This window comes from Brevibacillus aydinogluensis (assembly GCF_961514395.1).
In the GTDB taxonomy this organism is placed as follows: domain Bacteria; phylum Bacillota; class Bacilli; order Brevibacillales; family Brevibacillaceae; genus Brevibacillus; species Brevibacillus aydinogluensis.
In genome coordinates this window covers 2,639,770-2,662,487 of record NZ_OY569118.1, presented here as the reverse complement: position 1 = coordinate 2,662,487, position 22,718 = coordinate 2,639,770, and the positions used below count along the sequence as shown (strand labels likewise).

At 58.5% G+C, this 22,718-nt stretch carries 19 protein-coding genes, 1 pseudogene and 1 riboswitch; of the genes and pseudogenes, 17 read left to right on the top strand and 3 right to left on the bottom strand.

Annotated features, from left to right (window positions below; translation table 11 throughout):
* Positions 1-48 precede the first annotated feature (48 nt).
* Together asnB and Q7F15_RS13125 are read right to left on the bottom strand one after the other, a co-directional pair.
* Positions 49-1,974: an asparagine synthase (glutamine-hydrolyzing) gene (gene asnB / locus Q7F15_RS13130; protein WP_171565356.1), complete on the bottom strand. Its 1,926-nt coding sequence runs from the start codon at positions 1,972-1,974 to the stop codon at positions 49-51.
* Positions 1,975-2,198: 224 nt separating this feature from the next.
* Positions 2,199-2,630 (bottom strand): deoxycytidylate deaminase, encoded by a 432-nt coding sequence (locus Q7F15_RS13125; RefSeq protein ID WP_171565355.1) that lies wholly within the window; start codon positions 2,628-2,630, stop codon positions 2,199-2,201.
* A 128-nt stretch (positions 2,631-2,758) separates the two neighbouring features.
* Between Q7F15_RS13125 and Q7F15_RS13120 the strand changes: the two genes are divergently transcribed.
* The 4 genes from Q7F15_RS13120 to holA all read left to right on the top strand — a co-directional run bounded on the left by Q7F15_RS13120 (position 2,759) and on the right by holA (position 7,990).
* Positions 2,759-5,143, top strand: a complete 2,385-nt coding sequence (locus tag Q7F15_RS13120) for a DNA internalization-related competence protein ComEC/Rec2 (RefSeq protein WP_230076753.1) — start codon at positions 2,759-2,761, stop codon at positions 5,141-5,143.
* 52 nt (positions 5,144-5,195) lie between these two features.
* On the top strand, positions 5,196-5,744 hold the full coding sequence (locus Q7F15_RS13115; RefSeq protein ID WP_171565353.1) for an RNA polymerase sigma factor: 549 nt from the start codon (positions 5,196-5,198) through the stop codon (positions 5,742-5,744).
* A complete protein-coding gene (locus tag Q7F15_RS13110) occupies positions 5,741-6,595 on the top strand; it encodes an anti-sigma factor family protein (RefSeq protein WP_304414455.1) in 855 nt (284 codons plus the stop codon). Before Q7F15_RS13115 ends, Q7F15_RS13110 begins: the two co-directional genes overlap by 4 nt.
* Positions 6,596-6,943: 348 nt before the next feature.
* The gene (gene holA / locus Q7F15_RS13105; protein WP_171565351.1) at positions 6,944-7,990 is read left to right on the top strand and encodes a DNA polymerase III subunit delta; all 1,047 of its coding nucleotides are present in this window, start codon (positions 6,944-6,946) and stop codon (positions 7,988-7,990) included.
* 39 nt (positions 7,991-8,029) lie between these two features.
* Here the strand turns inward: holA and rpsT are convergent, their stop codons facing one another.
* Positions 8,030-8,305: a 30S ribosomal protein S20 gene (rpsT, locus tag Q7F15_RS13100; protein WP_171565350.1), complete on the bottom strand. Its 276-nt coding sequence runs from the start codon at positions 8,303-8,305 to the stop codon at positions 8,030-8,032.
* 157 nt (positions 8,306-8,462) lie between these two features.
* Here rpsT and gpr point away from each other — a divergent pair, with 157 nt between their 5' ends.
* The 13 genes and pseudogenes from gpr to lepA all read left to right on the top strand — a co-directional run bounded on the left by gpr (position 8,463) and on the right by lepA (position 22,701).
* On the top strand, positions 8,463-9,563 hold the full coding sequence (gene gpr / locus Q7F15_RS13095; RefSeq protein WP_171565349.1) for a GPR endopeptidase: 1,101 nt from the start codon (positions 8,463-8,465) through the stop codon (positions 9,561-9,563).
* 187 nt (positions 9,564-9,750) lie between these two features.
* Entirely contained in the window at positions 9,751-10,932 is a 1,182-nt protein-coding gene (spoIIP, locus tag Q7F15_RS13090) for a stage II sporulation protein P (RefSeq protein ID WP_171565348.1), read from the top strand.
* Between the two features lie 6 nt (positions 10,933-10,938).
* Complete coding sequence (locus Q7F15_RS13085; protein WP_212132410.1) at positions 10,939-11,247, top strand: DUF3679 domain-containing protein; 309 nt, start codon at positions 10,939-10,941, stop codon at positions 11,245-11,247.
* Positions 11,248-11,483: 236 nt separating this feature from the next.
* The gene (locus tag Q7F15_RS13080; protein ID WP_171565346.1) at positions 11,484-12,452 is read left to right on the top strand and encodes an ABC transporter ATP-binding protein; all 969 of its coding nucleotides are present in this window, start codon (positions 11,484-11,486) and stop codon (positions 12,450-12,452) included.
* Positions 12,453-12,470: 18 nt separating this feature from the next.
* Positions 12,471-13,442: an ABC transporter ATP-binding protein gene (locus tag Q7F15_RS13075; RefSeq protein ID WP_304414454.1), complete on the top strand. Its 972-nt coding sequence runs from the start codon at positions 12,471-12,473 to the stop codon at positions 13,440-13,442.
* A 156-nt stretch (positions 13,443-13,598) separates the two neighbouring features.
* Positions 13,599-15,248 (top strand): ABC transporter substrate-binding protein, encoded by a 1,650-nt coding sequence (locus tag Q7F15_RS13070; RefSeq protein WP_171565344.1) that lies wholly within the window; start codon positions 13,599-13,601, stop codon positions 15,246-15,248.
* A 78-nt stretch (positions 15,249-15,326) separates the two neighbouring features.
* Positions 15,327-16,337: an ABC transporter permease gene (locus Q7F15_RS13065; protein ID WP_171565343.1), complete on the top strand. Its 1,011-nt coding sequence runs from the start codon at positions 15,327-15,329 to the stop codon at positions 16,335-16,337.
* A gap of 12 nt (positions 16,338-16,349) precedes the next feature.
* Positions 16,350-17,243, top strand: coding sequence for a nickel transporter permease (gene nikC, locus Q7F15_RS13060; RefSeq protein ID WP_304414453.1), 894 nt, complete (start codon positions 16,350-16,352; stop codon positions 17,241-17,243).
* 155 nt (positions 17,244-17,398) lie between these two features.
* Positions 17,399-18,493, top strand: coding sequence for a M24 family metallopeptidase (locus Q7F15_RS13055; protein WP_230077883.1), 1,095 nt, complete (start codon positions 17,399-17,401; stop codon positions 18,491-18,493).
* A 14-nt stretch (positions 18,494-18,507) separates the two neighbouring features.
* Positions 18,508-18,710: riboswitch (cobalamin riboswitch) on the top strand.
* A 165-nt stretch (positions 18,711-18,875) separates the two neighbouring features.
* Positions 18,876-19,031: pseudogene (locus Q7F15_RS13050) on the top strand (iron chelate uptake ABC transporter family permease subunit); the annotation flags it as partial.
* Positions 19,032-19,128: 97 nt separating this feature from the next.
* On the top strand, positions 19,129-19,677 hold the full coding sequence (locus tag Q7F15_RS13045; RefSeq protein ID WP_212132409.1) for a sigma-70 family RNA polymerase sigma factor: 549 nt from the start codon (positions 19,129-19,131) through the stop codon (positions 19,675-19,677).
* Positions 19,647-20,660, top strand: coding sequence for a hypothetical protein (locus Q7F15_RS13040; protein WP_304414452.1), 1,014 nt, complete (start codon positions 19,647-19,649; stop codon positions 20,658-20,660). Before Q7F15_RS13045 ends, Q7F15_RS13040 begins: the two co-directional genes overlap by 31 nt.
* A 223-nt stretch (positions 20,661-20,883) precedes the next feature.
* Complete coding sequence (gene lepA / locus Q7F15_RS13035) at positions 20,884-22,701, top strand: translation elongation factor 4 (protein WP_171565341.1); 1,818 nt, start codon at positions 20,884-20,886, stop codon at positions 22,699-22,701.
* Positions 22,702-22,718 lie beyond the last annotated feature (17 nt).

Here is a 22,718-nt window from a genome sequence, read left to right as displayed (position 1 = left end):
CCCCGCCCGAAGCATCTTTGGGCGAAGCCGTTTGGTCAGGTGTTGGTGTTATCCCAAGTTTTGCAGCGATTCTTTTTTGCGGCGAATTTCCACGCTGGGGCTGACATACGGTCCAAAGTTGTATTTCTGCTCGATAAAGATCTGATGCCACAGCATGAAGATCAAAATCGTCCAGATTTTGCGGCTGTAGTCGGCGTTGCCTTCGCGATGCTCATCCAGCATGTACAGAACGTACGCCTTGTTGATCAAATCGTCCACCTTGGATTCGAAGATGATCTCCTTGGCCCACTTGTAAAAGTGGTTTTTCAGCCAGTGGCGCGTCGGCACAGGAAAGCCCAGCTTTTTGCGCGTCTTGATTTCCGGCGGGAGAAAATCTTTCATCGCTTCACGAAGCACGTGCTTGGTGGTGCCGTTGGCGATCTTGTACTTGGTCGGGATGGTTGCGGCAAATTCGAACACCTTGACGTCGATGAACGGAACGCGCAGCTCCAGCGAGTTGGCCATCGTCATCTTGTCCGCTTTCATCAGGATGTTGCCGCGCAGCCAGGTGTGAATGTCCAGGTACTGCATTTTGGTGACGTCGTCGTACGCACTCGCCCGTTTGTAGATCTCTTCCGTGACCGTCCACGGGGAACGGTACTCCTCGGAGCGGCGAATATCAGCCATGACGACTCGTTCCTTCATCTCTTCGGTAAAGATCAGGGCGTTGCCAAAGAAGCGTTCTTCCACCGTCTTCGAACCGCGGATCAGGAAGTTTTTGCCCTTGACCTGTTCCGGCAGCTTTTCTGCAAGATAGCGGATGGAATGGCGCATCCAGCCGGGCATCCGGGAGAACATGCGCAGCGAGTGCGGTTCGCGGTAGATGTTGTAGCCGCCGAAAAATTCGTCGGCGCCTTCTCCGGAGAGCACCACAGTGACGTGTTCGCTGGCCATCTGCGCGACGAAATAGAGAAGGATGGCGGACGGGTCGGCCACCGGTTCGTCCTGGTGCCAGACGAGACGGGGAAGTTCGTCCATGTAGCGCTGCGCGTTGACGACCAGTTCGTGGTGTTCGGTGCCGAGATATTGGGCGGTACGGCGGGCGTAATCCAGCTCGCTGTAACCGGGTATGTCAGAGCCGACGGAGAACGTCTTCACCGGTTCAAACGTACGCAGCATGCCGACAATGCTGCTGGAGTCGACGCCGCTGGACAGAAATGCGCCGCGCGGTACCTCGCTGACGCGGTGTTTGTCGACGGATTCGAGCAGAATGCTGCGCGTGCCTTCCACAAAGTAGGAGAACGGCTTGCTTTCGTCCGGCTTGAACTCGACATCCCAGTAGCGCTGCAGTCGAATCTGGTCGTTCTCAATCACGAACGAGTGGGCGGGCGGGATGCGGTAGATGCCCTGGTACATCGTTTCCGGATCGGGCACGTATTGAAACGTCAAGTAATGATAAAACGCGGTGTGGTTTACTTCCCTGCTGACTCCGGGCAGTTCCAGGAGGCTCTTGATCTCGCTGCCCACGGCGATCGCGTCATTCGTCTCCACGTAGTAGAGCGGCTTAATGCCGAAGTGGTCGCGTGCGCCGAAAAGCCGCTTGTTGCGGGAGTCCCAGATGGTAAAACCAAACATCCCGCGCAGGTGTTTCGGTGCATCCATTCCCACCTCTTCATACAGGTGCAGAATGGTTTCGATATCGGAATCGGTATGGAAAACGTGTCCGCACCCCTTCAACCAGTGCTGCAGTTCCTTGTAGTTGTAGATTTCGCCGTTGCCGATAATCCAGATGTCACGCGTCTCGTTGAACAGCGGTTGATGGCCGCCTTCCACGTCAATGATGCTCAAACGACGAAAGCCCAGGGCGATGTTGTCTTCCAGGTGAAAGCCATCATCGTCTGGACCGCGGTGCAGGATGACACGCGTCATCGCGCCGATCGTCTCTTGGGCGACGGGCGCTTGGCGCTTGTTGTAGATTGATACGATTCCACACATATGAAATGACTCTTCCTCTCACTGATTGCTCTAGCTAACTCTATCATGGATTGACGGTCAACGCAATCGCTCCGAATGCCCAAGCTGACTCCGTAGCAAGTGCAGTCCCCGAGGGTACCGTGACTCAGACACCACGCGTGATTGAAAACGGGCAGGTCGTGTACGCCGCCCGGTTTTTCGGACGGGAGCTTGGGGCGGGAAATGCCTCGCTTCATCCACGAGCGTCAATTACTCTGCACCGGTTGCGGCGGCATGTGGACGACTTCCAGATCCTTGAGAAAGTACCGGTTCCATTTGTTTGGGTAGGCATGGCGGTAGACAATTCGCTTGATGCCAACCTGGGCCAGGATTTTGGAGCAGTTTTCGCACGGTTCATGCGTCACGTAGGCGGTGGCACCCTTGAGGCTGTCCCGGTCTGCGTGCAGGCAGGCGTTTGTCTCAGCATGGATCGTCCGATGGCAGCGGTTGTCGTCTCCCAGAAGACAGCCTGCGTCTTCGCAGTGATCGTGTCCGTGGATGGAACCGTTGTAGCCGGTGGCGATGATGTGCTTGTCCTTCACGATAACGCAGCCGACGTGAAGTCTGTTGCACGTGGAACGGGCTGACACCTGCTCGGCAATGTCCAGGAAGTATTCATCCCAACTTTTCCTCGTCATGACTGTCCTCCCTCTGAGCGAACCATGCGGGTCTGTTATTGCTGGCACGCTTTTTTTGCACTGTTTTTTTGTCCCATCCCCCTTGTGTACACTCGATGTCTCAGACACGTGACACGGGGGTGTCGTTGGTGAGTGTTTTTACCGTGAGCCTTGCGGCAGTCTGCGGGCTGCTGGCGGGGGCCTGCCTGCAAACCGCCTGGCTGGCACTATTAGCCGCCGCTGCGTCGGCAGTGTGCCTCTTTCTGCCCCGCCCGCATCGCACGCGGATGCTTTATCATTCTCTCATTTGTATTCTAGCAGGTCTTTACTTTCAAGGGTACGACTATCTCCAGCGTTCGACGCTGCTGCCGTTGGCGGAGGACGGCGAGTCGATCGCGGTCGCCGGTGTCATTGATTCGCCAGTGAAGCGCGACGGCGATACGGCCCGGTTTTTTCTGTCGGTCGAAACATGGGGGAAAACCGGGCGGCAGATGACCGACATGGCGACAGCGGAGAGGATCGCCCTGCGGGTCCGCTTGTCCCGTGAGCCGGAAGCGCATGAGGTGGAACGGTGGATGCAGGGCAGCCGCCTGTCGGCTACGGTCCGGCTGTCGCTGCCGTCGTCGGCCCGCAACCCCCATGCGTTTGACTACGCCCGCTATCTGCGGTGGCAGGGCGTGCGTATCGTGGCGAAAGCGGAGTACGGCGACGTCCGGATGGAGCCGGCCGAGTCGGGTGTAATGATGCTGTTTCGGCGGTGGCAGACGACAGCTGCCGACCGCATTGCCCTGCTGTTTCCAGACCAGGAAGCAGCCGGTTACATGCAATCGCTGCTGTTGGGCATCACGGACGGGGTGTCGCCGGCAACGGAAGAGATGTACGACAACCTTGGCTTGAGTCACGTGCTGGCCATTTCCGGGCTGCACGTGACGCTGGTGAGCGGGATGTTCGTGTGGATCGCAGAGCGGGCGGGGATGCCGCGCCGGACGGCCCTGGTGCTGACGACAGTGCTGCTTGTCGGCTATGTCCTAATCGTGGGGGCCAGTGCCTCCGCGGTGCGCGCCGGCATCATGGGAGCGATCGGCCTGCTCTGTCAGGCTGGAGCCCGGCAGACGGAGGGAAGGCAGGTGTGGGGGTGGGCGCTGCTGTTGATGCTGGCGTTCAATCCGTACTACTTGTGGCACCTGGGGTTCCAGCTCTCGTTTGGCGTGACACTGGGGCTGATTGTGCTCGTGCCCGTCGGCCGCCAGTTTTTCACGCGGGGGCCCGAGTGGCTGCGCACGTCGTTGGCCGTCACCTTTGCCGCGCAGGCTGTCTCGTTCCCGTTTCTCATTTACCATTTTCATCAGTTTTCACCGCTCTCCTGGCTGGTCAACCTGCTGGCCGTGCCGCTGCTTTCAATGGTGGTGCTGCCTGCAGGCTACCTCGCGCTATTGCTCGGACTGATTCACCCGGCGCTGGCCGTGCTGCCCGCCCAGCTGGCTTCCGCGCTGCTGGACTGGCTGCACGGGCCGCTGTTTTGGCTGGAGGCGCAGACCGTGCCGTTTTCCCATTGGCCGCATCCCCAGTGGTGGTGGATCGTGCTGTACGGGCTTTTTCTCGCGGCACTGCCTGTATTGTGGTGGCGAGGCTACCATCGTCCGAGGGACCGCTGGCTGTATGCGGGCCTGTTTCTGTTGCTGCTCGTGGCCGCGAGACAGCCGTTCGCCGGCGGGGACGAAGTGCGGATCACGTTTCTTGACGTCGATCAAGGAGATTCTATCGTTGTCGAAGTTGGTAAAAAGAAGGTATACTTAATAGATGCGGGTGGAACACCCCGGTACCCAGCCAGGGAATCCTGGCGGGAGCGACGTGATCCGTTTGATGTGGGGAAAGACGTCGTGTTGCCTTTTTTGCGAGCGCGGGGGATCGAACGGATCGACCATGTGGTAATGACGCACGGGGATCACGACCACATCGGAGGGATGGCAGCGCTGGTGCCGCACTTTACATTTGGCTCGGTGCTTGTCAACGGTTCACCTCCCCGTGACGAGGAAGCCGCGATTCTCGAACGTTTCCGCGCAAAACGCGTACCTGTCCTGACCGGAAGGCCTGGGCAGACATGGACGGATGTACCCGGTGTGGAGTGGGCCTGGCTTCACCCGGACGGAGATTTGACACATACGGGCAACGATGCTTCTGTCGTGCTTCGTCTTACCGCTTATGGCACGACTGTTTTGTTTACTGGCGATATTGAACGGTCAGGGGAAGAGCGGCTGCTTGCCCGCAGCCTGCTGTCGCCCGTCGATGTATTGAAAGTGGCGCATCACGGCAGCAGCACATCCAGCTCTCCCGCTTTTCTGGCCGCAGCAAAACCGCGAGCCGCCGTCATTTCGGCCGGCCGAAACAACCGCTACGGGCATCCCTCGCCCGTCGTGGTCAAGCGTTTGATGGATACAGGGGCAAATGTTTACCGAACGGATCTGCATGGGGCAGTCACCCTGGTCATACGCAGGGGAGCGGTGCACTGGCAAACGCAAATTACCGATACATAAATGCTTGCAACCTTTTTCAGCAGCGCCCCGTCTGTAGGAGGGAGAGGAGATTATGCGAGAGGCAGAGCTGATCAGGATGGCGCAAGCCGGGGATCACGACGCGCTTGTCGAGCTGCTCCGATCGATTGAGGCCTCTGTTTACCGCAGCGCTTATTATATCCTAGGAAATGAACAGGACGCTCTCGATGCCTCCCAGGAAGCGTTGATCCGGATTTATCGAAAGCTGGACACGTACCAGGAAAAGGCAAGGTTTTCCACATGGGTGCAACGGATCGTCAACAACGTTTGCATGGATAAATTTCGCGCCATGAAGGAAACGGTCTCGATTGACGAGCATGAGCTCATCATCCCTGATCGAAACAACGTAGAAGATGAAATCCTTCTCACCAGTTTGTCGAGCGATATTCAGCAGGCGATCAAAAAACTGCCCAATCAGTACCGCATGGTGGTGGTGCTCCGCTATCTTGAGGATTTGTCCTACCAAGAGATTGCCGAGACATTGGATCTGCCGCTGAATACGGTCAAGTCGTATTTGTTTCGGGCCAGACAACAACTGCAGGAGTTGTTGCACGACTATCAGAAAGGGGGGATCGGTAGATGATAGATGAAGAAGTCTGGGAGTGGATGCAGCGGGATATGGATGGGGACCTCTCACCGGAAGAGCGGGAAAAGCTGTTTGCCATGCTCCGGAACAATCCCGATCTGCAGCTTGCGTACGACCGTTTGAAACGAGTCTCTGAGCAGTTGGAACAACTTCCCCCTGTCACACCACCATACAGCCTGGTGGACGCGATCCTACCGCAGTTGGAGTCAGAATCGGTCCGGCCGGCAGAAGCATCATCCCCTAAGCGGGAATCTCTGCCCAAGCTGGAGGTGAAACAGGCGGCGTCTGCCACCGAGAAATCGTCGAAGTGGCAGCGGGCGTACGTCTGGATGGCCCGGATCGGAAGCGGTGCAGTTGCCGCCTGTCTGCTCGTATTTCTGCTCTTTATGGGCAGCAGCGATCAGCAGCAGAACTCGGACGATTACCAGCAAGGTTCGACGGCTGGCGAAGAAACGCCTGAGGTGGCGCCTGCCGTGTTTGGTCCGCCTGTGCCCCCAAAGAGCACTCATTCATCATCAGTAACAACAACGGGGGAGCAGCAGACGAAACCGGCGAAGAAGGTAAAATCGCAGACGACAGAGAAAAAAGAGCAAAAGACCAAGACAGAAACTAAAACGCCACCTGCAAAGCAAACCGTCCAACCGAAAAAGCAGGTGGAACCCAAACCGCCCGTAAGGCCAGTCATCGATCCGCAGGAAGAAAAGCCGGTGTTTCCGATTGGCCTGGAAGAAAAGGACGACAGCAAGTCGGACAGAAACGAAAAAAAAGTGCGTGATGACGACGACCGCGACGAAGATGATGACGACAAGTCCGGCGGCAACAGAGGGAAATCGCGCGACAGAGACTGACGCCCCCTTTGCGTGTGCAGTGTTCGTGCGTTCGTGACAAACGCGCTTTTTGCAATTGGACCGGCACCGGCAGGGAAGGAACTGCGTATATTGCAGTATCCAGCACCCCCTGCTTACCGTTTCAGGAGAAGGCATCCCGGGACTTCTCCCAGAACGTTTACATAGAGGTGCCCATATGAAAAACTGCAGCGATCCAGGCTGCGGTTTTTCGTTTCGCTCTGCAGGAGCGCGTCGCCTTGAGAAAAAACGGGCCTTTGTCCGCCCATGCCGGTGATCGAGACATCCGCGGTGCCCGTTGCGCGCATCTGTGCTATAATAACCCAGGAATACGAAGGAGGAGGAGAAGCCATGCCGCTGCTTTCGGCCATCCGGGAGATCAGACAGAAGCAGTTTGCGCCGGTGTATGTTCTGTACGGCCCGGAGTCCTTTCTCGCCGAAGAGTTTCTCGCGGCGGCCCGCCGGGAGATGATTGACCCGGCCTTCGCCGATTTGAACCTGAGCGTGTACGACTGCACGGAAACACCGCTCGCCGAGATCGTCCAGGATGCGGAGACGCTGCCGTTTCTGGGGGAACATCGCCTGGTGATTGCCCGGCAGGCGTACTTTTTGACCGGCAGCAAGCCGGCGACGAAGGTAGAGAGCGATCCCGACGCGCTGCTTGCCTATCTGGAGCAGCCGCCGACCTACACTTCGCTCGTGCTGCATACGGAGGCGGACAAGCTGGACGAGCGAAAAAAACTGGTCAAGATCCTTCACCAAAAGGCCAAAGTGATACCGTTTCAGCCGCTGCGAGACGCCGATCTGTACGCGTGGGTGGAGCGTCAGGCGGAGAAGTACCACGCTGTCATTGAGCGGCCGCAGGCAGTGAAGCTGGTGGAGCGCGCAGGAGGCGACCTGCGCCTGCTGGACAAAGAGCTGGAAAAGATGGCGCTGTTTGTGGGGGGAAGCGGAGCGGTCATCACGGATGAGGTGATCGAAACGCTGGCCTCGCGCACGCTGGAACAAGACGTGTTTGCCCTGATTGAGCATACCGCCGCAGGCAGGCTGGACAAAGGCCTGCGGATGCTGTACGACTGTCTGAAAACGGGCGAAGAACCAATTCGCCTCGTGGCGCTGCTGGCCAGGCAGTTCCGCTTGCTGCTGCACGTGCGGCAGTGGGCGCCGCGGGGGTATTCGCAGCAGCAGTTGGCCGGCATGCTGAAAGTGCATCCGTACGCGGTAAAAAAAGCGATGGAACAAGCGCGTCACTTTTCCGAAGCGGCGCTGCGAAGGCTGTTGGCCGTATTGGCCGAGGAAGACTACCGGATGAAGTCCGGACAGGTGGACAAGCGGCTGGCCCTGGAACTGTTCATGACGCGCGTCTACGAGGAACGGACCAAAGCAAAAAACCCGTGAACCAGGTGTTCGCGGGTTTTTCTGATGTACCGATTACTCTTACGCTACCGGAGCGGTCAGAGCGTTGAACTTTTTCATCAAGCGGGACTTTTGACGGTTTGCTGCGTTTTTATGAATGAGACCTTTCGTAGCGGCCTTGTCCAGCTTTTTCACAGCCACCAGAAGAGTGGATTTCGCCAGTTCGACATCGGAAGCAGCGACCGCTTTCTCAAAGTTCTTCATTGCAGTACGCAGGTCGGACTTTTGAGAAGCGCGTTGTGCGCGGCGCTTTTCGATTTGTTTGGTGCGCTTGATCGCGGATTTAATGTTTGGCATGTGTGTCACCTCCTTAGACGACCATAGGCATGCAGGAAATACAACAAAACTTATTCTAGCACGCAGACTTGCCATTTGCAAGAAAGGATTCGGAATAAAAAACGGGGTTTCAAGCAACCTAACAGCAGGAACAAAATGGAGAAGGGAGCAAGTACAGATGGAGCACAATCTCGATTTGTCCGGTTATTCCATCCGGACCGACCTGGCCCTCGAAGCACATGAACTGGCCCAGCAGCAGCAAGGCGGCCAGATCCCCGGTGTCAGGATCGAGACGGACGATTCGGAAGAGGGGATCAAGGTAACGCGCCTGGCTGTGGAAAACGAGGAAGCGGGCAGGCAGATTGGCAAGCTGCCTGGCCACTACATCACCATCGAAGTGCCGAAGCTGCGCAACAACGACACGGCCGTCGAAGAACGGGTAGCCCAGCGGTTCGCCCGTGAATTTGCCCGGTTTCTCAGCGAACTGGGAATTACGGAAGAAAAGAAGGCGCTCGTCGTCGGCCTCGGCAACTGGAATGTGACGCCGGACGCGCTGGGACCGATGGTGGTGGAAAACCTGCTCGTCACCCGTCATTTGTTTACGCTCGCTCCCGAGACTGTGGAAGACGGGTACCGCGAAGTGAGCGCCCTCTCGCCGGGGGTGCTGGGGATCACCGGCATCGAGACGAGCGAGATTATCTTTGGGGTGGTGGAAAAGAGCAAACCCGACTTCGTCATCTGCGTCGACGCGCTGGCCTCCCGTGCGCTGCACCGTGTCAACACCACGATCCAGATTTCTGATACGGGAATTCATCCCGGCTCCGGCGTCGGCAACAAGCGGAAGGCAATTGACGAAAAGACGTTGGGCATTCCGGTGATCGCGATCGGCGTGCCGACGGTCGTGTTTGCCTCCACGATTGTCAACGACGCCATCACCTATCTGCTCGGCCACTTCGGCCAGTCAATGAAGGAGAGCAACCGGCCCGCCAACAAGCTGGCGATGAGCAGTCTGCCGGAGCGGAAAGAGCCGTATACGGAAGATGATCTGCCCGACATGGAGGCGCGCAAGACGTTTCTGGGCCTGGTGGGGTCGCTGCCCGAGGAGGAAAAACGGCAGCTCATTCACGAGGTGCTGCGGCCGCTGGGACAAGACCTGGTGGTGACACCCAAGGAAGTGGACGACTTTATCGAAGGGGTGGCCAACGTGCTCGCTACCGGGTTGAACCAGGCGCTGCACCGTGCCGTCAACAGTAAGAACAGCGCGGCCTACACCCACTGATGGCTGCCGTCCTGGCCGTCTGCCGGTGAGCGCTCCTCACTGACACCGCAGACGGAAAAACTAGCGGTGAGAGAAAAGGTAGAAAAGGGTTCTATCGTCTCTATGACGCTCATAGGCTAAAGCATAGACAAGCGTTCGGCGATTGCTAAGTCCGCTGTCAATGCAAACAGCATGAGGAGGGAGACAGATGGCAACCCTGATTCAGCGCCAATTTGTCGCGCTTTCCATTATCACGGCCTTCCTGTTCATCGTCACCAGTGTGATGGCGATGCACGGCAACCGCGTCATGATCGCCTCGTCGGCTGTGCAGCAGGCGGCGACCCGCGTGTCCAGCCTGGCTTTGCTCACATGGATGGGACAGGAGATTCCCACGCTGACACAGACGGTACAGGCCTCTACAGAGCGAGGCGTCAACAGCATATCCGGTTTTTTGTTTCAGGTGGCCACCGGCATCCAGCCTGGTGACCTGCGCAGCCTGCTGGGAAGGGAGCTGCCCGGCATGCTGACAGCGGATGACGCCCGCTTTGTCGTCGCCGGCAGGGACTCCACGCTGGCCGACCTGTACGTGGAATACCCCGCCTATCCGCATCAGGTGAACGATGCGGCGCCGTCTGGCAATACCGGTGAAACGGCAGCAAACGATGCACAGCCGAAGCCGGAGGAGAACAAGGCGGCACCGCAGCCCAACCCGACCACCGGCGGCAGGAAAATTGTCTACGTCTACAGCACCCACAACCGCGAGTCCTGGTACAGTGAAACAAAGCCCGTCGGGACATCGGTGGACCACCCTAAGCGCAACATCTCGCTGGTCAGCAAGCGGCTGGCGGAAGCGCTGAACGAACGAGGCATCGGCACGGAGTACAATGAGGAAGACATCTACCAAAAGCTGTTGGACAAAAAATTGGACTACGCCCTCTCCTACGCCGAATCGCTGCGGGCGGTCAAGGCGGCGACGCAGCGGAACCGGGAGCTGTATTACTTCTTTGACCTGCACCGCGACACTGCGCCGCGCAGCAAAACCACCGTCACCATCAACGGCAAGACCTATGCCCGCGTCTTGATGATCATCGGGAAGCGAAACAAAAACTACGAGAAAAACGAGCAGTTTGCCACCGAACTGCACCACCTGATGGAAAAGATGTATCCCGGCCTGTCCCGCGGCGTCATGGAAAAAGGGGCGAAAACCGACCATGGCGAGTATAACCAGTCCATCTCACCGGGAAGCCTTTTAATGGAAATCGGCGGAACCAGCAATACGCTGCAGGAGTCGTTGAACACGGCGGAAGCGCTGGCAGACGTGTTCGCCGAATACTACTGGCAGGCGGAAAAGGTGGGCAAACCGCTGACCAGCGAGCCTGCCAAGAGGTGAAGAGGCATGAACGTGACGGTGAAGCTGGCGGGGATGGTAGTGATCCTGTTGATCGGCGTGGCGTTGGGGCTGCAGACAGCAGAGCGCGGCATCCACAAGGTGAGCGGAACGCCGGAGCAGCAGCCGCAGACGTTTTACATCAAAAAGTTGGACAAGGGGCAGATGGAGATCGCGGTGATGGGTACACAGGTGCAGGCGGCGGCGCCGCGCGAGATGGTCAACTACGTGAGCAGCGCGGGCCAAACGCTGGGGCGGCTGGTGAAAGAAGGGACGAAGTCGGCCGTTGAGTGGGTGGCCAGGATTTTTGCCCCATGAGCGGTCGTTTATAGACAAATCAATGCAGGCAAACAGTCAGGTATTAATCAGGCCCGCTGCACATGCGGGTCTTTCTCGTTCGTTCGTATTGGTTCGCACAGGAGAATATTTTGTTTGTTTAGTCAAGTTATAATTATGTGAATTTAATACGTTGCCAAAAAATTGGATTAATGGCATAATTGATCACAGTTAGGCGTCTTGTCCTATGGAATATATCGGTAAGAGAGGTGCACGGCGTGTCACAGCCTTTGCTTGAGATCGAAAACCTGCAGACGCACTTTTTCACGGACCGCGGACAAATCCCGGCCGTCGACGGCGTTTCCATCAAGGTAAACAAAGGAGAAGTGGTCGGCATTGTCGGCGAATCCGGGTGCGGGAAAAGTGTGACCTCGCTTTCCGTGATGAGACTGGTCCCCAATCCTCCTGGCAAGATTGTCGGCGGCTCCATCCGGTTTAAGGGGGAAGAGCTGGTCACAGCCAGCGAAAAGCGCATGAGGGAGCTGCGCGGCAATGAGATTGCGATGATCTTTCAGGAGCCGATGACCTCGCTCAATCCCGTTTTCACGATCGGCAACCAGATTGGGGAAGTGATTCGAATACATACCAACGTGACGAAAAAAGAGGCCAGGCAGCGCTCGATTGACATGTTGAAAAAAGTGGGCATCCCGCGCGCGGAAGCGATCGTGGACGAATACCCGCACCAATTGTCCGGCGGCATGAGGCAGCGGGTCATGATTGCCATGGCGATGGCCTGCAATCCCCAGCTGTTGATTGCGGACGAACCGACGACGGCGCTGGACGTGACGATTCAGGCGCAGATTCTCGATCTGATGCGGCAGCTCAATCGCGAGTCGGAAACGGCGATTATGATGATCACCCACGACCTCGGGGTGGTTGCGGAGATGTGTGACCGCGTTGTCGTGATGTACGCGGGCAACGTGGTGGAGGAAGGCGACGTCCGCTCCATCCTGAAAGAGCCAAAACACCCGTACACGGTCGGGCTGCTTAATTCCCTGCCCAAACTGGCGGGGGAGCGGAAGCGGCTGTACTCCATCCCCGGCAACGTGCCCATCCCCGGATCGCTCACCGTAGGCTGCCGATTTGCCCCGCGCTGCGAGCACGCGACCGACAGGTGCAGGGCAGAGATGCCGGAACTGAAAGCGGCAGGACCGAATCGACGCACTCGCTGTTGGCTGTACGATTAACCCGAAAGGAGCATGCAGGTGGCTGAAGATCTGCTGATTGTCAAGAATCTGAAAAAATACTACTCCATCACAGGCGGCGTTTTCGGGAAAGAGGTTGGCGTAGTCAAGGCGGTGGACGACGTATCGTTCACGGTCAAGCGGGGGGAGACGCTCGGCCTGGTGGGCGAGAGCGGCTGCGGCAAGTCGACGACCGGACGCTCTCTGCTGCGGCTGATCGAACCGACCGCCGGAGAAGTGATATTTGACGGCGTCAATGTCACCGCGCTCACAGCGGACGAGATGCGCAGGATGCGCCGCCACATGCAGATTGTCTTTCAGGATCCGTTCGCCTCTCTCAACCCTCGTCACAATATTGAAAAGATTTTGGAAGAACCGCTCGTGGTGCACGGCATCGGCACGCCAGACGAACGGAAAAAGCGGGTGCGGGAGATGCTGGAAGTGGTCGGTTTGAGCAGCGCCCACGCACAGCGCTATCCGCACCAGTTCAGCGGCGGCCAGCGGCAGCGGATCGGCATCGCCCGGGCCCTGATGCTCAACCCCAAACTGATCGTGGCAGACGAACCGGTGTCGGCGCTGGACGTATCCATCCAGTCGCAGGTGCTCAACCTGATGCAGGATCTGCAGCAGGAATTGGGGCTCACCTACCTGTTCATCGCCCACGATCTGAGCGTCGTACGCCACATCAGCGACCGCGTCGGCGTGATGTACCTGGGGCGACTGGTGGAACTGGCCGACAGCGAAACGCTGTACGACCAGCCGCTGCACCCGTACACGCGCGCGCTGCTGTCAGCCGTGCCGTCGCCTGATCCGGATGCCGTGCGGGAACGGATCATCCTGCAGGGAGATGTGCCCAGCCCGGCCAATCCGCCCGGCGGATGCACATTTCACACCCGCTGTCCCCATGTGACCGAAGAATGCCGCAGCGTGCGTCCCGCATTTCAGGACGTTGGCGGCGGCCATTTCATCGCCTGTCATTTGTACAAGACGTGAGTCACGAGGGGACCGGGGAGGAGCGAAAAGCACCCGCACGGTCGGGAGCAACGCTGCCTGTTCCCTGGCAAAGGGGGGGATGCGGAAAAACGGTGACGATCCAAATCTTTCGAATAATGGCGTGAAGAAAAACGGAGGAAAAGGGGGCACTCATCCATGAAGAAGAACGTGCTTACTGCTGCAATGGCCAGCCTGTTGGCGCTCTCCATGGCGCTGGCAGGATGCAGCGGCTCGCAAACGGCTCAGCAGCCGGCTGACCAATCGGGGCAACAACCGGCGCAGACGGCGACGGAACCGGCCAACAACGGTCCCAAGCAGTTGATCATCGGCCGCGGCGCTGATACGAAAAGCCTTGATCCCATCCGGGAGACCGACGGTGAAACCTTTAAGGTGACGGAAAACATATACGAAACGCTGGTCAGCTATGAAGACACCAGCACCAAGGTCATTCCCGGATTGGCGGAGAGCTGGGAGATTTCACCGGACGGCTTGACCTACACCTTCAAGCTCCGCCAGGGCGTGAAATTCCACGACGGCACCGATTTCAACGCCGAAGCGGTCAAGTTCAACTTTGACCGCTGGATGGACAAGAGCAACAAGTACCACAACCCCGAGGGCTACCCGTACTACAACGACATGTTCGGCGGCTACAAAGGCGACAAGGATCACGTAATCAAGGAAGTCAAGGTGGTCGATCCGTACACCGTGCAGTTCGTGCTGAACCGGACAATGGCGCCGTTCCTGGCCAACCTGGGCATGTCGCCGTTTGCGATTGCGTCTCCGAAAGCGATCGAAAGCGGAACGCTCGGGGAGAAGCCGGTCGGTACGGGACCGTTCAAGTTCGTGGAATGGGTTCGCAACGACACCATCACGCTGGAGAAAAACCCCGACTACTGGAACAAGGGGCTGCCCAAGCTGGACAAGGTCGTCTTTAAAGTCATTCCGGAAAACACGGCGCGCCTGACCGCGCTTGCCTCCGGCGAAATCGACCTGATGGACGGTCTCAATCCGGACGATGCAGAGAGCGTGAAGGAGAACGAGGACCTGCAGTTGATCCTGCGCCCGTCGATGAACGTCGGCTATTTGGCGTTCAACACGGAGAAGAAGCCGTTTGACAATCCGAAAGTGCGTCAAGCCATCGGCTACGCCATCAACAAGCCGGAACTGGTCCAAGCGTTCTACAGCGGCCTGGGTGAACCGGCAACCAACCCGATGCCGCCCAGCCTCTGGGGTTACAACGACCAGATCAAGGACCGCGAGTACAACCTGGAAAAGGCCAAGCAGCTGCTGGCGGAGGCAGGCTATCCCAATGGCTTCAAGGTCAAGTTCTGGGCGATGCCGGTGCCGCGTCCGTACATCCCCGACGGCAAGAAGATTGCCGAGGCCATTCAGCAGGATCTGAAAAAGATCGGCATCGAGACGGAAATTGTCACGATGGAGTGGGCCACCTATCTGGAAAAAACGCGGAAAGGCGAGCACGACATGTGCCTGCTCGGGTGGACTGGCGACAACGGCGACCCGGACAACTTCCTGTATACACTGCTTGACAAAAACACGATCAACGGCAACAACATTTCCCGCTACAGCAATGAGGAAGTCCACCAACTGCTGCTGAAAGCGCAGTCCTTGCCCGATCAAGCGGAGCGGGAAGCCCTGTACAAGAAAGCCCAGGAGATCATTTTCAACGACGCGCCGCTGATCCCGCTGGTGCACTCCACTCCGCCGCTCGCCGCGAAGAAGAGCGTCACGGGCTATCAGCCTCATCCCAAAGGCAGCGAAAGCGTAGAAAAGGTAGACATCCAATAAGGAAGACGGCAACAAAGGGTAAGAGGAACCCTTCTTCTTACCCTTCTCTCATGTGCAAAACGCGAGGAAAGCGAGGAGATGGCCTTGCTGTCATACACGATTCGTAGATTGTTGATGCTGATTCCCGTGCTCCTTGGCATGTCGCTGATTGTATTTGCCATCATTCGCGCCATCCCCGGCGATCCGGCGCTGACCATTTTGGGAGAAAAGGCAAGTGCCAAAGCTCTGGAGGATCTGCGGCAGCAGCTCGGGCTGAACAATCCCTGGTACGTGCAGTACTTCCACTACCTGTGGGACGTTCTCAGGGGAGACCTGGGCGTATCCTTGCACACCAAGGCTCCCATCGCGAAGGAATTGGGGCCGTACCTGGCTGCCACCATTGAATTGACGCTGGTCAGCATGATATTTGCCGTTTTCATCGGCGTAAATGCCGGAATCATTTCGGCCTGGAAGCAAAACTCGTGGTTTGACTACATCTGCATGCTGGTTGCGTTGATCGGCGTATCCATGCCCGTATTCTGGCTGGGGTTGATGGAGCAGTGGCTGTTTGCCCAGGAGTTGAAGTGGCTGCCTTCCATTGGACGCGACAATCCGCGTGATCCCGTAACGGCGATTACGCATTTCTATATCATTGATGCGATGCTGGCCGGTCGTTGGGACCATCTCCGCGACGTGATCGAGCACCTGATTTTGCCGAGCATCGCGCTGGGGACCATCCCGATGGCGATCATCGCCCGCATCACCCGTTCCAGCATGCTGGAAGTGATGCGCTCCGACTATATTCGGACGGCACGTGCCAAGGGGCTGGGACAGTTTTTCGTGGTGTACAAGCACGCCTTGAAAAATGCGCTGATTCCCGTCCTGACCATCGTCGGGCTGCAGACAGGGCTGTTGATCGGCGGAGCCGTCCTGACCGAGACGATTTTTGGCTGGCCCGGCGTTGGCCGATACATTTTTACGGCGATTGGAAACCGCGATTATCCCGTCATTCAATCAAGCATTCTCGTCATCGCTACGATTTTTGTCCTGATCAACCTGTTGGTCGACCTCCTCTACGCCTATGTCGATCCGCGCATTAAATACCGCTAAGGAGGACGTCTTATGGCAGAAACCCATGTGGAAACGGTACGCGTGCAGCAAACCGACGAGCCGGTCTCGTCCCCTTGGCGCGACGCCTGGCGGACGCTCCGCAAAAACAAGCTGGCCATCGTCGGCTTCATCATCATTTTCGTGTTTGTACTGCTGGCCCTGTTGGCTCCATACATTACCCCCTACGAATACGACAAGGGAGAGTTGATCAACAAGAACAAGCCGCCGTCGGCCGAGCACTGGTTTGGAACTGACTACAACGGGCGCGACGTGTTCACCCGGGTGATTTACGGGGCGCAAATCTCCCTGCGCGTCGGGCTGTTCTCCGTCATCGGATCGGTAATCGTCGGCACGTTTCTCGGCCTGCTTGCCGGCTATTACGGCCGCTGGGTGGACATGATCATCTCCCGGCTGTTTGACATCATGCTGGCCTTCCCCAGTATTCTGCTCGCCATCGCGATTGTGGCGATGCTCGGACCATCGCTGGAGAACGCCCTGCTGGCGATCGCCATCGTCAACATTCCTACCTACGGACGGCTGGTCCGTTCGCGCGTGTTAAGCCTGAAAGAGGAAGAGTTTGTCATGGCAGCGAAGGCGATCGGATCGAAAAACTCTCGGATTATCCTGCATCACATCCTGCCGAACAGCCTGGCGCCGATCATCGTCACCGGCACGCTGGGCATTGCGACGGCAATTCTTGAAGCGGCTGCCCTGGGGTTCCTCGGACTGGGGGCGCAGCCGCCGCAGCCGGAGTGGGGGCTGATGCTGTCCGACTCACGCCAGTACATTCAAAAAGCGCCGTGGACCGTCATCTTCCCCGGCTTGTCCATCATGCTGACGGTGCTCTGCTTCAACCTGATCGGCGACGGTCTGCGCGACGCGCTTGACCCGCGGATGAAACATTGAAAACGCCATTCCGTCCGGCTGTCGAGGCTGCTCGGCAGCCTTCCCGTATATAGACAAAGTCCGTGGAGCATGGGTGATAGGGCCCGCTCGCTTCTTTTTTTCCGAGGACATGGTATCCTCGCTAGTAGATACCAAGAGAAAGCAGGGTGAGCAAGTTGTACCAGGAGCGCATGCAGCAGTTGCACACGTATATGGAAAAGGAAGAGTTGGACGCGGTGTTGATCACCTCGCCCAAACACGTTTACTATCTGACTGGCTTTTTTACGGAACCCCACGAACGCTTCATGGGCCTCATCATCCCGGCGCAGGGCGAACCGTCGTTGATCGTCCCGGCGCTGGATCGTGAAGCGGCGGCAGCGGCGGCTTCCGGGGTCAAGCAAATCCTGACGCATACCGATACGGATAATCCGTATGACGTGTTGAAGCAGGCGCTGCCCGCCGGAGTGACGCGGTTGGGCATCGAGAAGAGCCACATGACTGTGGAGCGCTTTGAAGCGATGAGCGCGGTCGTGTCGGCCAAGCGGTACGCCGACGTGGAGGAACCGCTCCGCGAAATGCGGTTGATCAAGTCGGCGGAGGAAGTGGCCCGCATCAGGCACGCCGTGCGGCTGGTGGAACAGGCACTGAGCGAGAGTCTGAAAAAAGTGAAACCGGGCGTCACCGAGATGGAGATCGTCGCCGAACTGGAATACCAGATGAAGCGGTTGGGGGCTGACGGGCCGTCGTTTGACACGATGGTGCTGGCCGGCGAAAAATCGGCGCTGCCGCACGGAACCCCGGGCAGCCGGCAGGTGCGCGAGGGAGACCTGCTGTTGTTTGACCTGGGCGTGGCGGCTGACGGCTACGTGTCCGACATCACCCGCACCTTTGCGATCGGCGAGATCAGTGCACAGCTTCGGGAAATCTACGAGACGGTGCTTGCGGCCAACGAAGCGGCCATCGCTGAGGTGCGTCCGGGTGTCACGCTGGCTCACCTCGACCAAACGGCTCGCCGCGTAATCGAGGAAAAAGGGTATGGTCCGTATTTCATGCACCGTCTGGGGCACGGATTGGGCATGGACGTCCACGAATATCCGTCGGTTCACGGACAAAACCAGGACGTGCTTCGTCCCGGCATGGTCTTCACGATCGAACCGGGGATCTACCTCCCGGGCGTGGGGGGCGTGCGAATCGAGGACGACGTGCTGGTGACCGACAGCGGCTGCGATGTATTGACGCAGTTCCCGAAACAGCTGACCGTCATCAGGTAAGGCTCAGACGAAAAACGAATATGGTGTTTCACGGTGCCGTCCGGGTGCAGGTCCGCCCGGGGGGCTTAAAAGGGAAGTTCGGTGAAAGTCCGACGCGGTCCCGCCACTGTAACGGGAGCGCCCTGCGACAGCCACTGTCTCGCCGGTCTGGCGAGATGGGAAGGTGCAGGGAGCGATGAACCCAAGCCAGGAGACCTGCCGTGAAGCGATCACGCTTTTACCCACGAGGATGGGGATGTGTGGAAAGCAGGGGACAGAAAGAAACGGCGCTCCGCGTCTGTTCTTTTGTCGTGTCCGCATGCAGACAGGCATCTTCCGTCCAATACGGGAGGTGCTTTTTTGTTTGTGCGTAAACATGTGAGCCAGGTTTACAACAGGCAGGCGAGTATGTATTGGTGCTTTCGTCGGGGATGGCCTCTCCGTAGTCGGGGCGGCCATCCAGGCACTTGTCCGCAATTCCCTCGCTGATCCCGACATCCTGGGCGTCTCTTCGGGGGCGTCGGTCGGGGCGACATCGGTCATGCTGTTTGGCGCACTCCCGCTCCCCTGGACCCGTTTTTCGCCATAAACGTTGTAACATTTCGTCGGCCGGCCGCATCTAAACAGGTGAATGCACACGAAGGGAGGCGCGCCGCGTGGAAAAACTGCAGCCGACGGTGGAAGCGGTGCTGGAACAGATCATGCGGGAATACGGGACGCGCGTGCTTCGCCTGGTCACCTTGATGGTGAAAGACCGCAGTCTGGCGGAAGACATCACGCAGGACGTCTTTTTGAAAGCGTACCGTCACCTGCCCCGTTTTCGCGGCGAGAGCAGCATCCGCACCTGGCTCTACCGGATCGCCGTGAACGAGTGCAAAGGGTGCCTGCGCTCCTGGGCGTTTCGCAACCTGCTGCCTCGTTCCTGGATCAGCCGGGAGAGCGACGTGTCCGCGGAGCGGCAGGTCATGGAGCGGGCGCAACGGGACGAGCTGGTTCGCCTGGTGCTGGAGCTGCCGCCGCTGTACCGCCAGGTGATCGCGCTGCACTACTACGCCGATCTGTCCATCGCGGAAACGGCCGAAGTGCTTGGCGTGACGGAGGGAACGGTCCGGACACGGCTGCACCGCGCCCGGCAGCAGTTGAGACAGCGGATGGAGTCAAGGGAGGAATGGGAATGGAACGGGACAAATGGCTGCGAGAGCTGAAGGAGCGGGCCGACGAAACGGTGTGCAAGGACGTGACGTTTACCCCCGGAATGGAAGAAGCCGTGCGAAAGCACATCAGACAGCGGTCGCAGCGGCAGAGGCGCGGACCGCTTCTGGCGTCGGCGTCCGCTGCGGTGACGCTGCTGGCCCTGTGGATGTGGTGGCCCGATGCGCTGCAGCCCAAGCAACCGGCCGCCCCTGGCCCCGCGCCGAAGACAACCGCACCGCCGCTGTTCGGCCTCGTCTCCTCTCCTCCCGTGCTGTGGAAAACGTCGCCGCAGATGGAGACGGTCCATGACGGCAAACCGTTCCGCTATGTCGGCGAGAAGCCGGTGCGCATCATCACGGATGAGCTGTACGAAGGACAGATGCAAAACGTGTTCTGGCTGCTGAATGGTCCGTTTGCCCCGGAAGTGAATCTGGTCGGGTGGAGCACCGAGGGGGAGCGCGTGGATCTGGGCAGCTACCGGGTGGCGGGACCGCAGTATGACGCGGACGGCCATTTTCCTTCCGGCATCGTTTTGCCGCATGCGGGTATCTGGAAGCTGCAGGTCGTCTCCGGCGGCAAGCATTTCGGACAGGTGTTCGTCGAGGTGAAGGAGGGCGTGTCGCCGGCCAACCGGGAACTGGTCACGCCGCTGATTACCCGCTACCTGCAGAGCATCCGGGGTGATCTTGACTGGCTCGGCGGTGAGCGGGACGTCAAACTGGATGTAATCGGCGTGGAAGCCCCCAATGCGGAGAACCGGCGCGTGTACGCATGGGTGCAGATTACCGGCAGGGGCGGGGACCAACAGCAGCTCGCGCTCAGCGCCCCGATGGTCTTTGACATCGCGTACAGGGTCTCTCGCGGCGGCAGCGCCGGGTACCAGGTCACAAGCCACCGCATGCCGGAGGACGGCAGCCGTTACCAGAGCAGCCTCGAGTCGATGTTTCCGCCGCAGATCGTGCAGAAACTGAAAAGGTACGGCTCTGCACACTGACAGGGCCGTACCCGGGTGCTGCTCCCCTAATTCCCCCGTCGCCCTCTCCTCCAGAAGGGGTGCGCCCCGTCATGCCCCTTCCATCTCCCATCTTCCCTCTCCTTCCGCCTCGTTCCTGCTTATTGCTCCGCTATCCGGCCTTTGTTATAATTGACCTTAGTGTATTTTTTCGGAACGCTATCTGAAAGCGACTTTCGGATGGCGTGGGAGGGAACAGACACAGATGGATCGCCGTGAAAGACAGAAACGAATTCGCAATTTTTCCATTATCGCCCATATTGACCACGGAAAGTCAACCCTGGCGGACCGCATTTTGGAGCTGACCGGAGCACTGTCGGCCCGCGAGATGGAAGACCAGTTTCTGGACACGATGGAGCTGGAAAAGGAGCGCGGCATTACGATCAAGCTGAACGCCGTGCGGTTGAACTATAAAGCCGATGACGGAGAGGAGTACATCCTGCACCTGATCGACACCCCCGGACACGTCGACTTTACGTACGAAGTATCCCGCAGCCTTGCCGCCTGTGAAGGGGCGCTCCTGGTGGTGGACGCCGCCCAGGGGATTGAGGCGCAGACATTGGCCAACGTCTATTTGGCGCTGGACAACAATCTCGAGATTATCCCGGTCATCAACAAGATCGACCTGCCCAGCGCGGAGCCGGAGCGCATCAAGCAGGAAGTGGAGGACGTCATCGGGCTGGACGCCAGCGACGCCTGCCTCACCTCGGCCAAAGCAGGGATCGGCATCAAGGACGTGCTGGAGGCAGTGGTGAAAAAGGTGCCGGCACCCGAGGGAGACCCGGATGCGCCGCTGCAGGCGCTGATCTTCGACTCCTACTTTGATCCGTACAGGGGCGTGATCGCATCCGTGCGGATCGTCAACGGTACGCTGAAAAAAGGTATGAAAATCAAGATGATGGCCACCGGCAAAACATTCGAAGTGACGGAAGTGGGCACCTCCACCCCCCGTCAGACGCCGGTAGACGAGCTGACCGTCGGTGACGTGGGCTACGTGGCTGCCTCTATCAAGACGGTGGGCGACACCCGTGTCGGGGATACGATCACGGATGCCAATCGTCCGGCCGCCGAACCGCTGCCAGGTTACCGCAAAATCAATCCGATGGTGTTTTGCGGTCTCTACCCGATCGACACCAGCGAGTACAACGATCTGCGCGAGGCGCTGGAAAAGCTGCAGTTGAACGACGCGTCGCTGCAGTTCGAACCGGAGACCTCACAGGCGCTCGGATTTGGCTTCCGCTGTGGCTTCCTCGGACTTTTGCACATGGAGATCATCCAGGAGCGGATCGAGCGGGAGTTTAACATCAACCTGATTACCACCGCGCCGAGCGTTATCTACCGCATCACCAAGACGAGCGGCGAAGTGGTTGAGATCGACAACCCCTCGAAAATGCCGGAGGCGCAAAAAATCGAACAGATCGAGGAGCCGTACGTCACGGCGACAATCATGGTGCCCAACGATTACGTCGGCGACGTCATGCAGCTCTGCCAGGGCAAGCGCGGGGAATTCCTCGACATGCAGTACATGGGGGAAAACCGCGTTCAGCTCAAGTACGACATGCCCCTCTCCGAGATCGTCTACGACTTCTTTGACCTGTTGAAGTCGGGCACCAAGGGATACGCGTCCTTTGACTATGAACTGGCCGGCTACAAGCCCTCCAAGCTGGTGAAAATGGACATCCTCCTCAACGGCGAAGTGGTTGACGCATTGTCGTTCATCGTCCACCGCGACAGCGCCTACCAGCGCGGACGCGTCATTTGCGAAAAGCTGAAAGAACTGATTCCGCGCCAGCAGTTTGAAGTGCCGATCCAGGCCGCCATCGGCAACAAGGTGATCGCGCGCGAGACGATCAGCGCGCTCAGGAAAAACGTGTTGGCCAAGTGTTACGGCGGCGACATCACCAGGAAGCGCAAGCTGTTGGAAAAACAAAAAGAAGGGAAAAAGCGCATGAAAGCCGTCGGCTCCGTCGAGGTGCCGCAAGAAGCGTTTATGGCTGTGCTGCGCATGGACGACAAAAAGTAGGCCTGACCGCGCGTCAG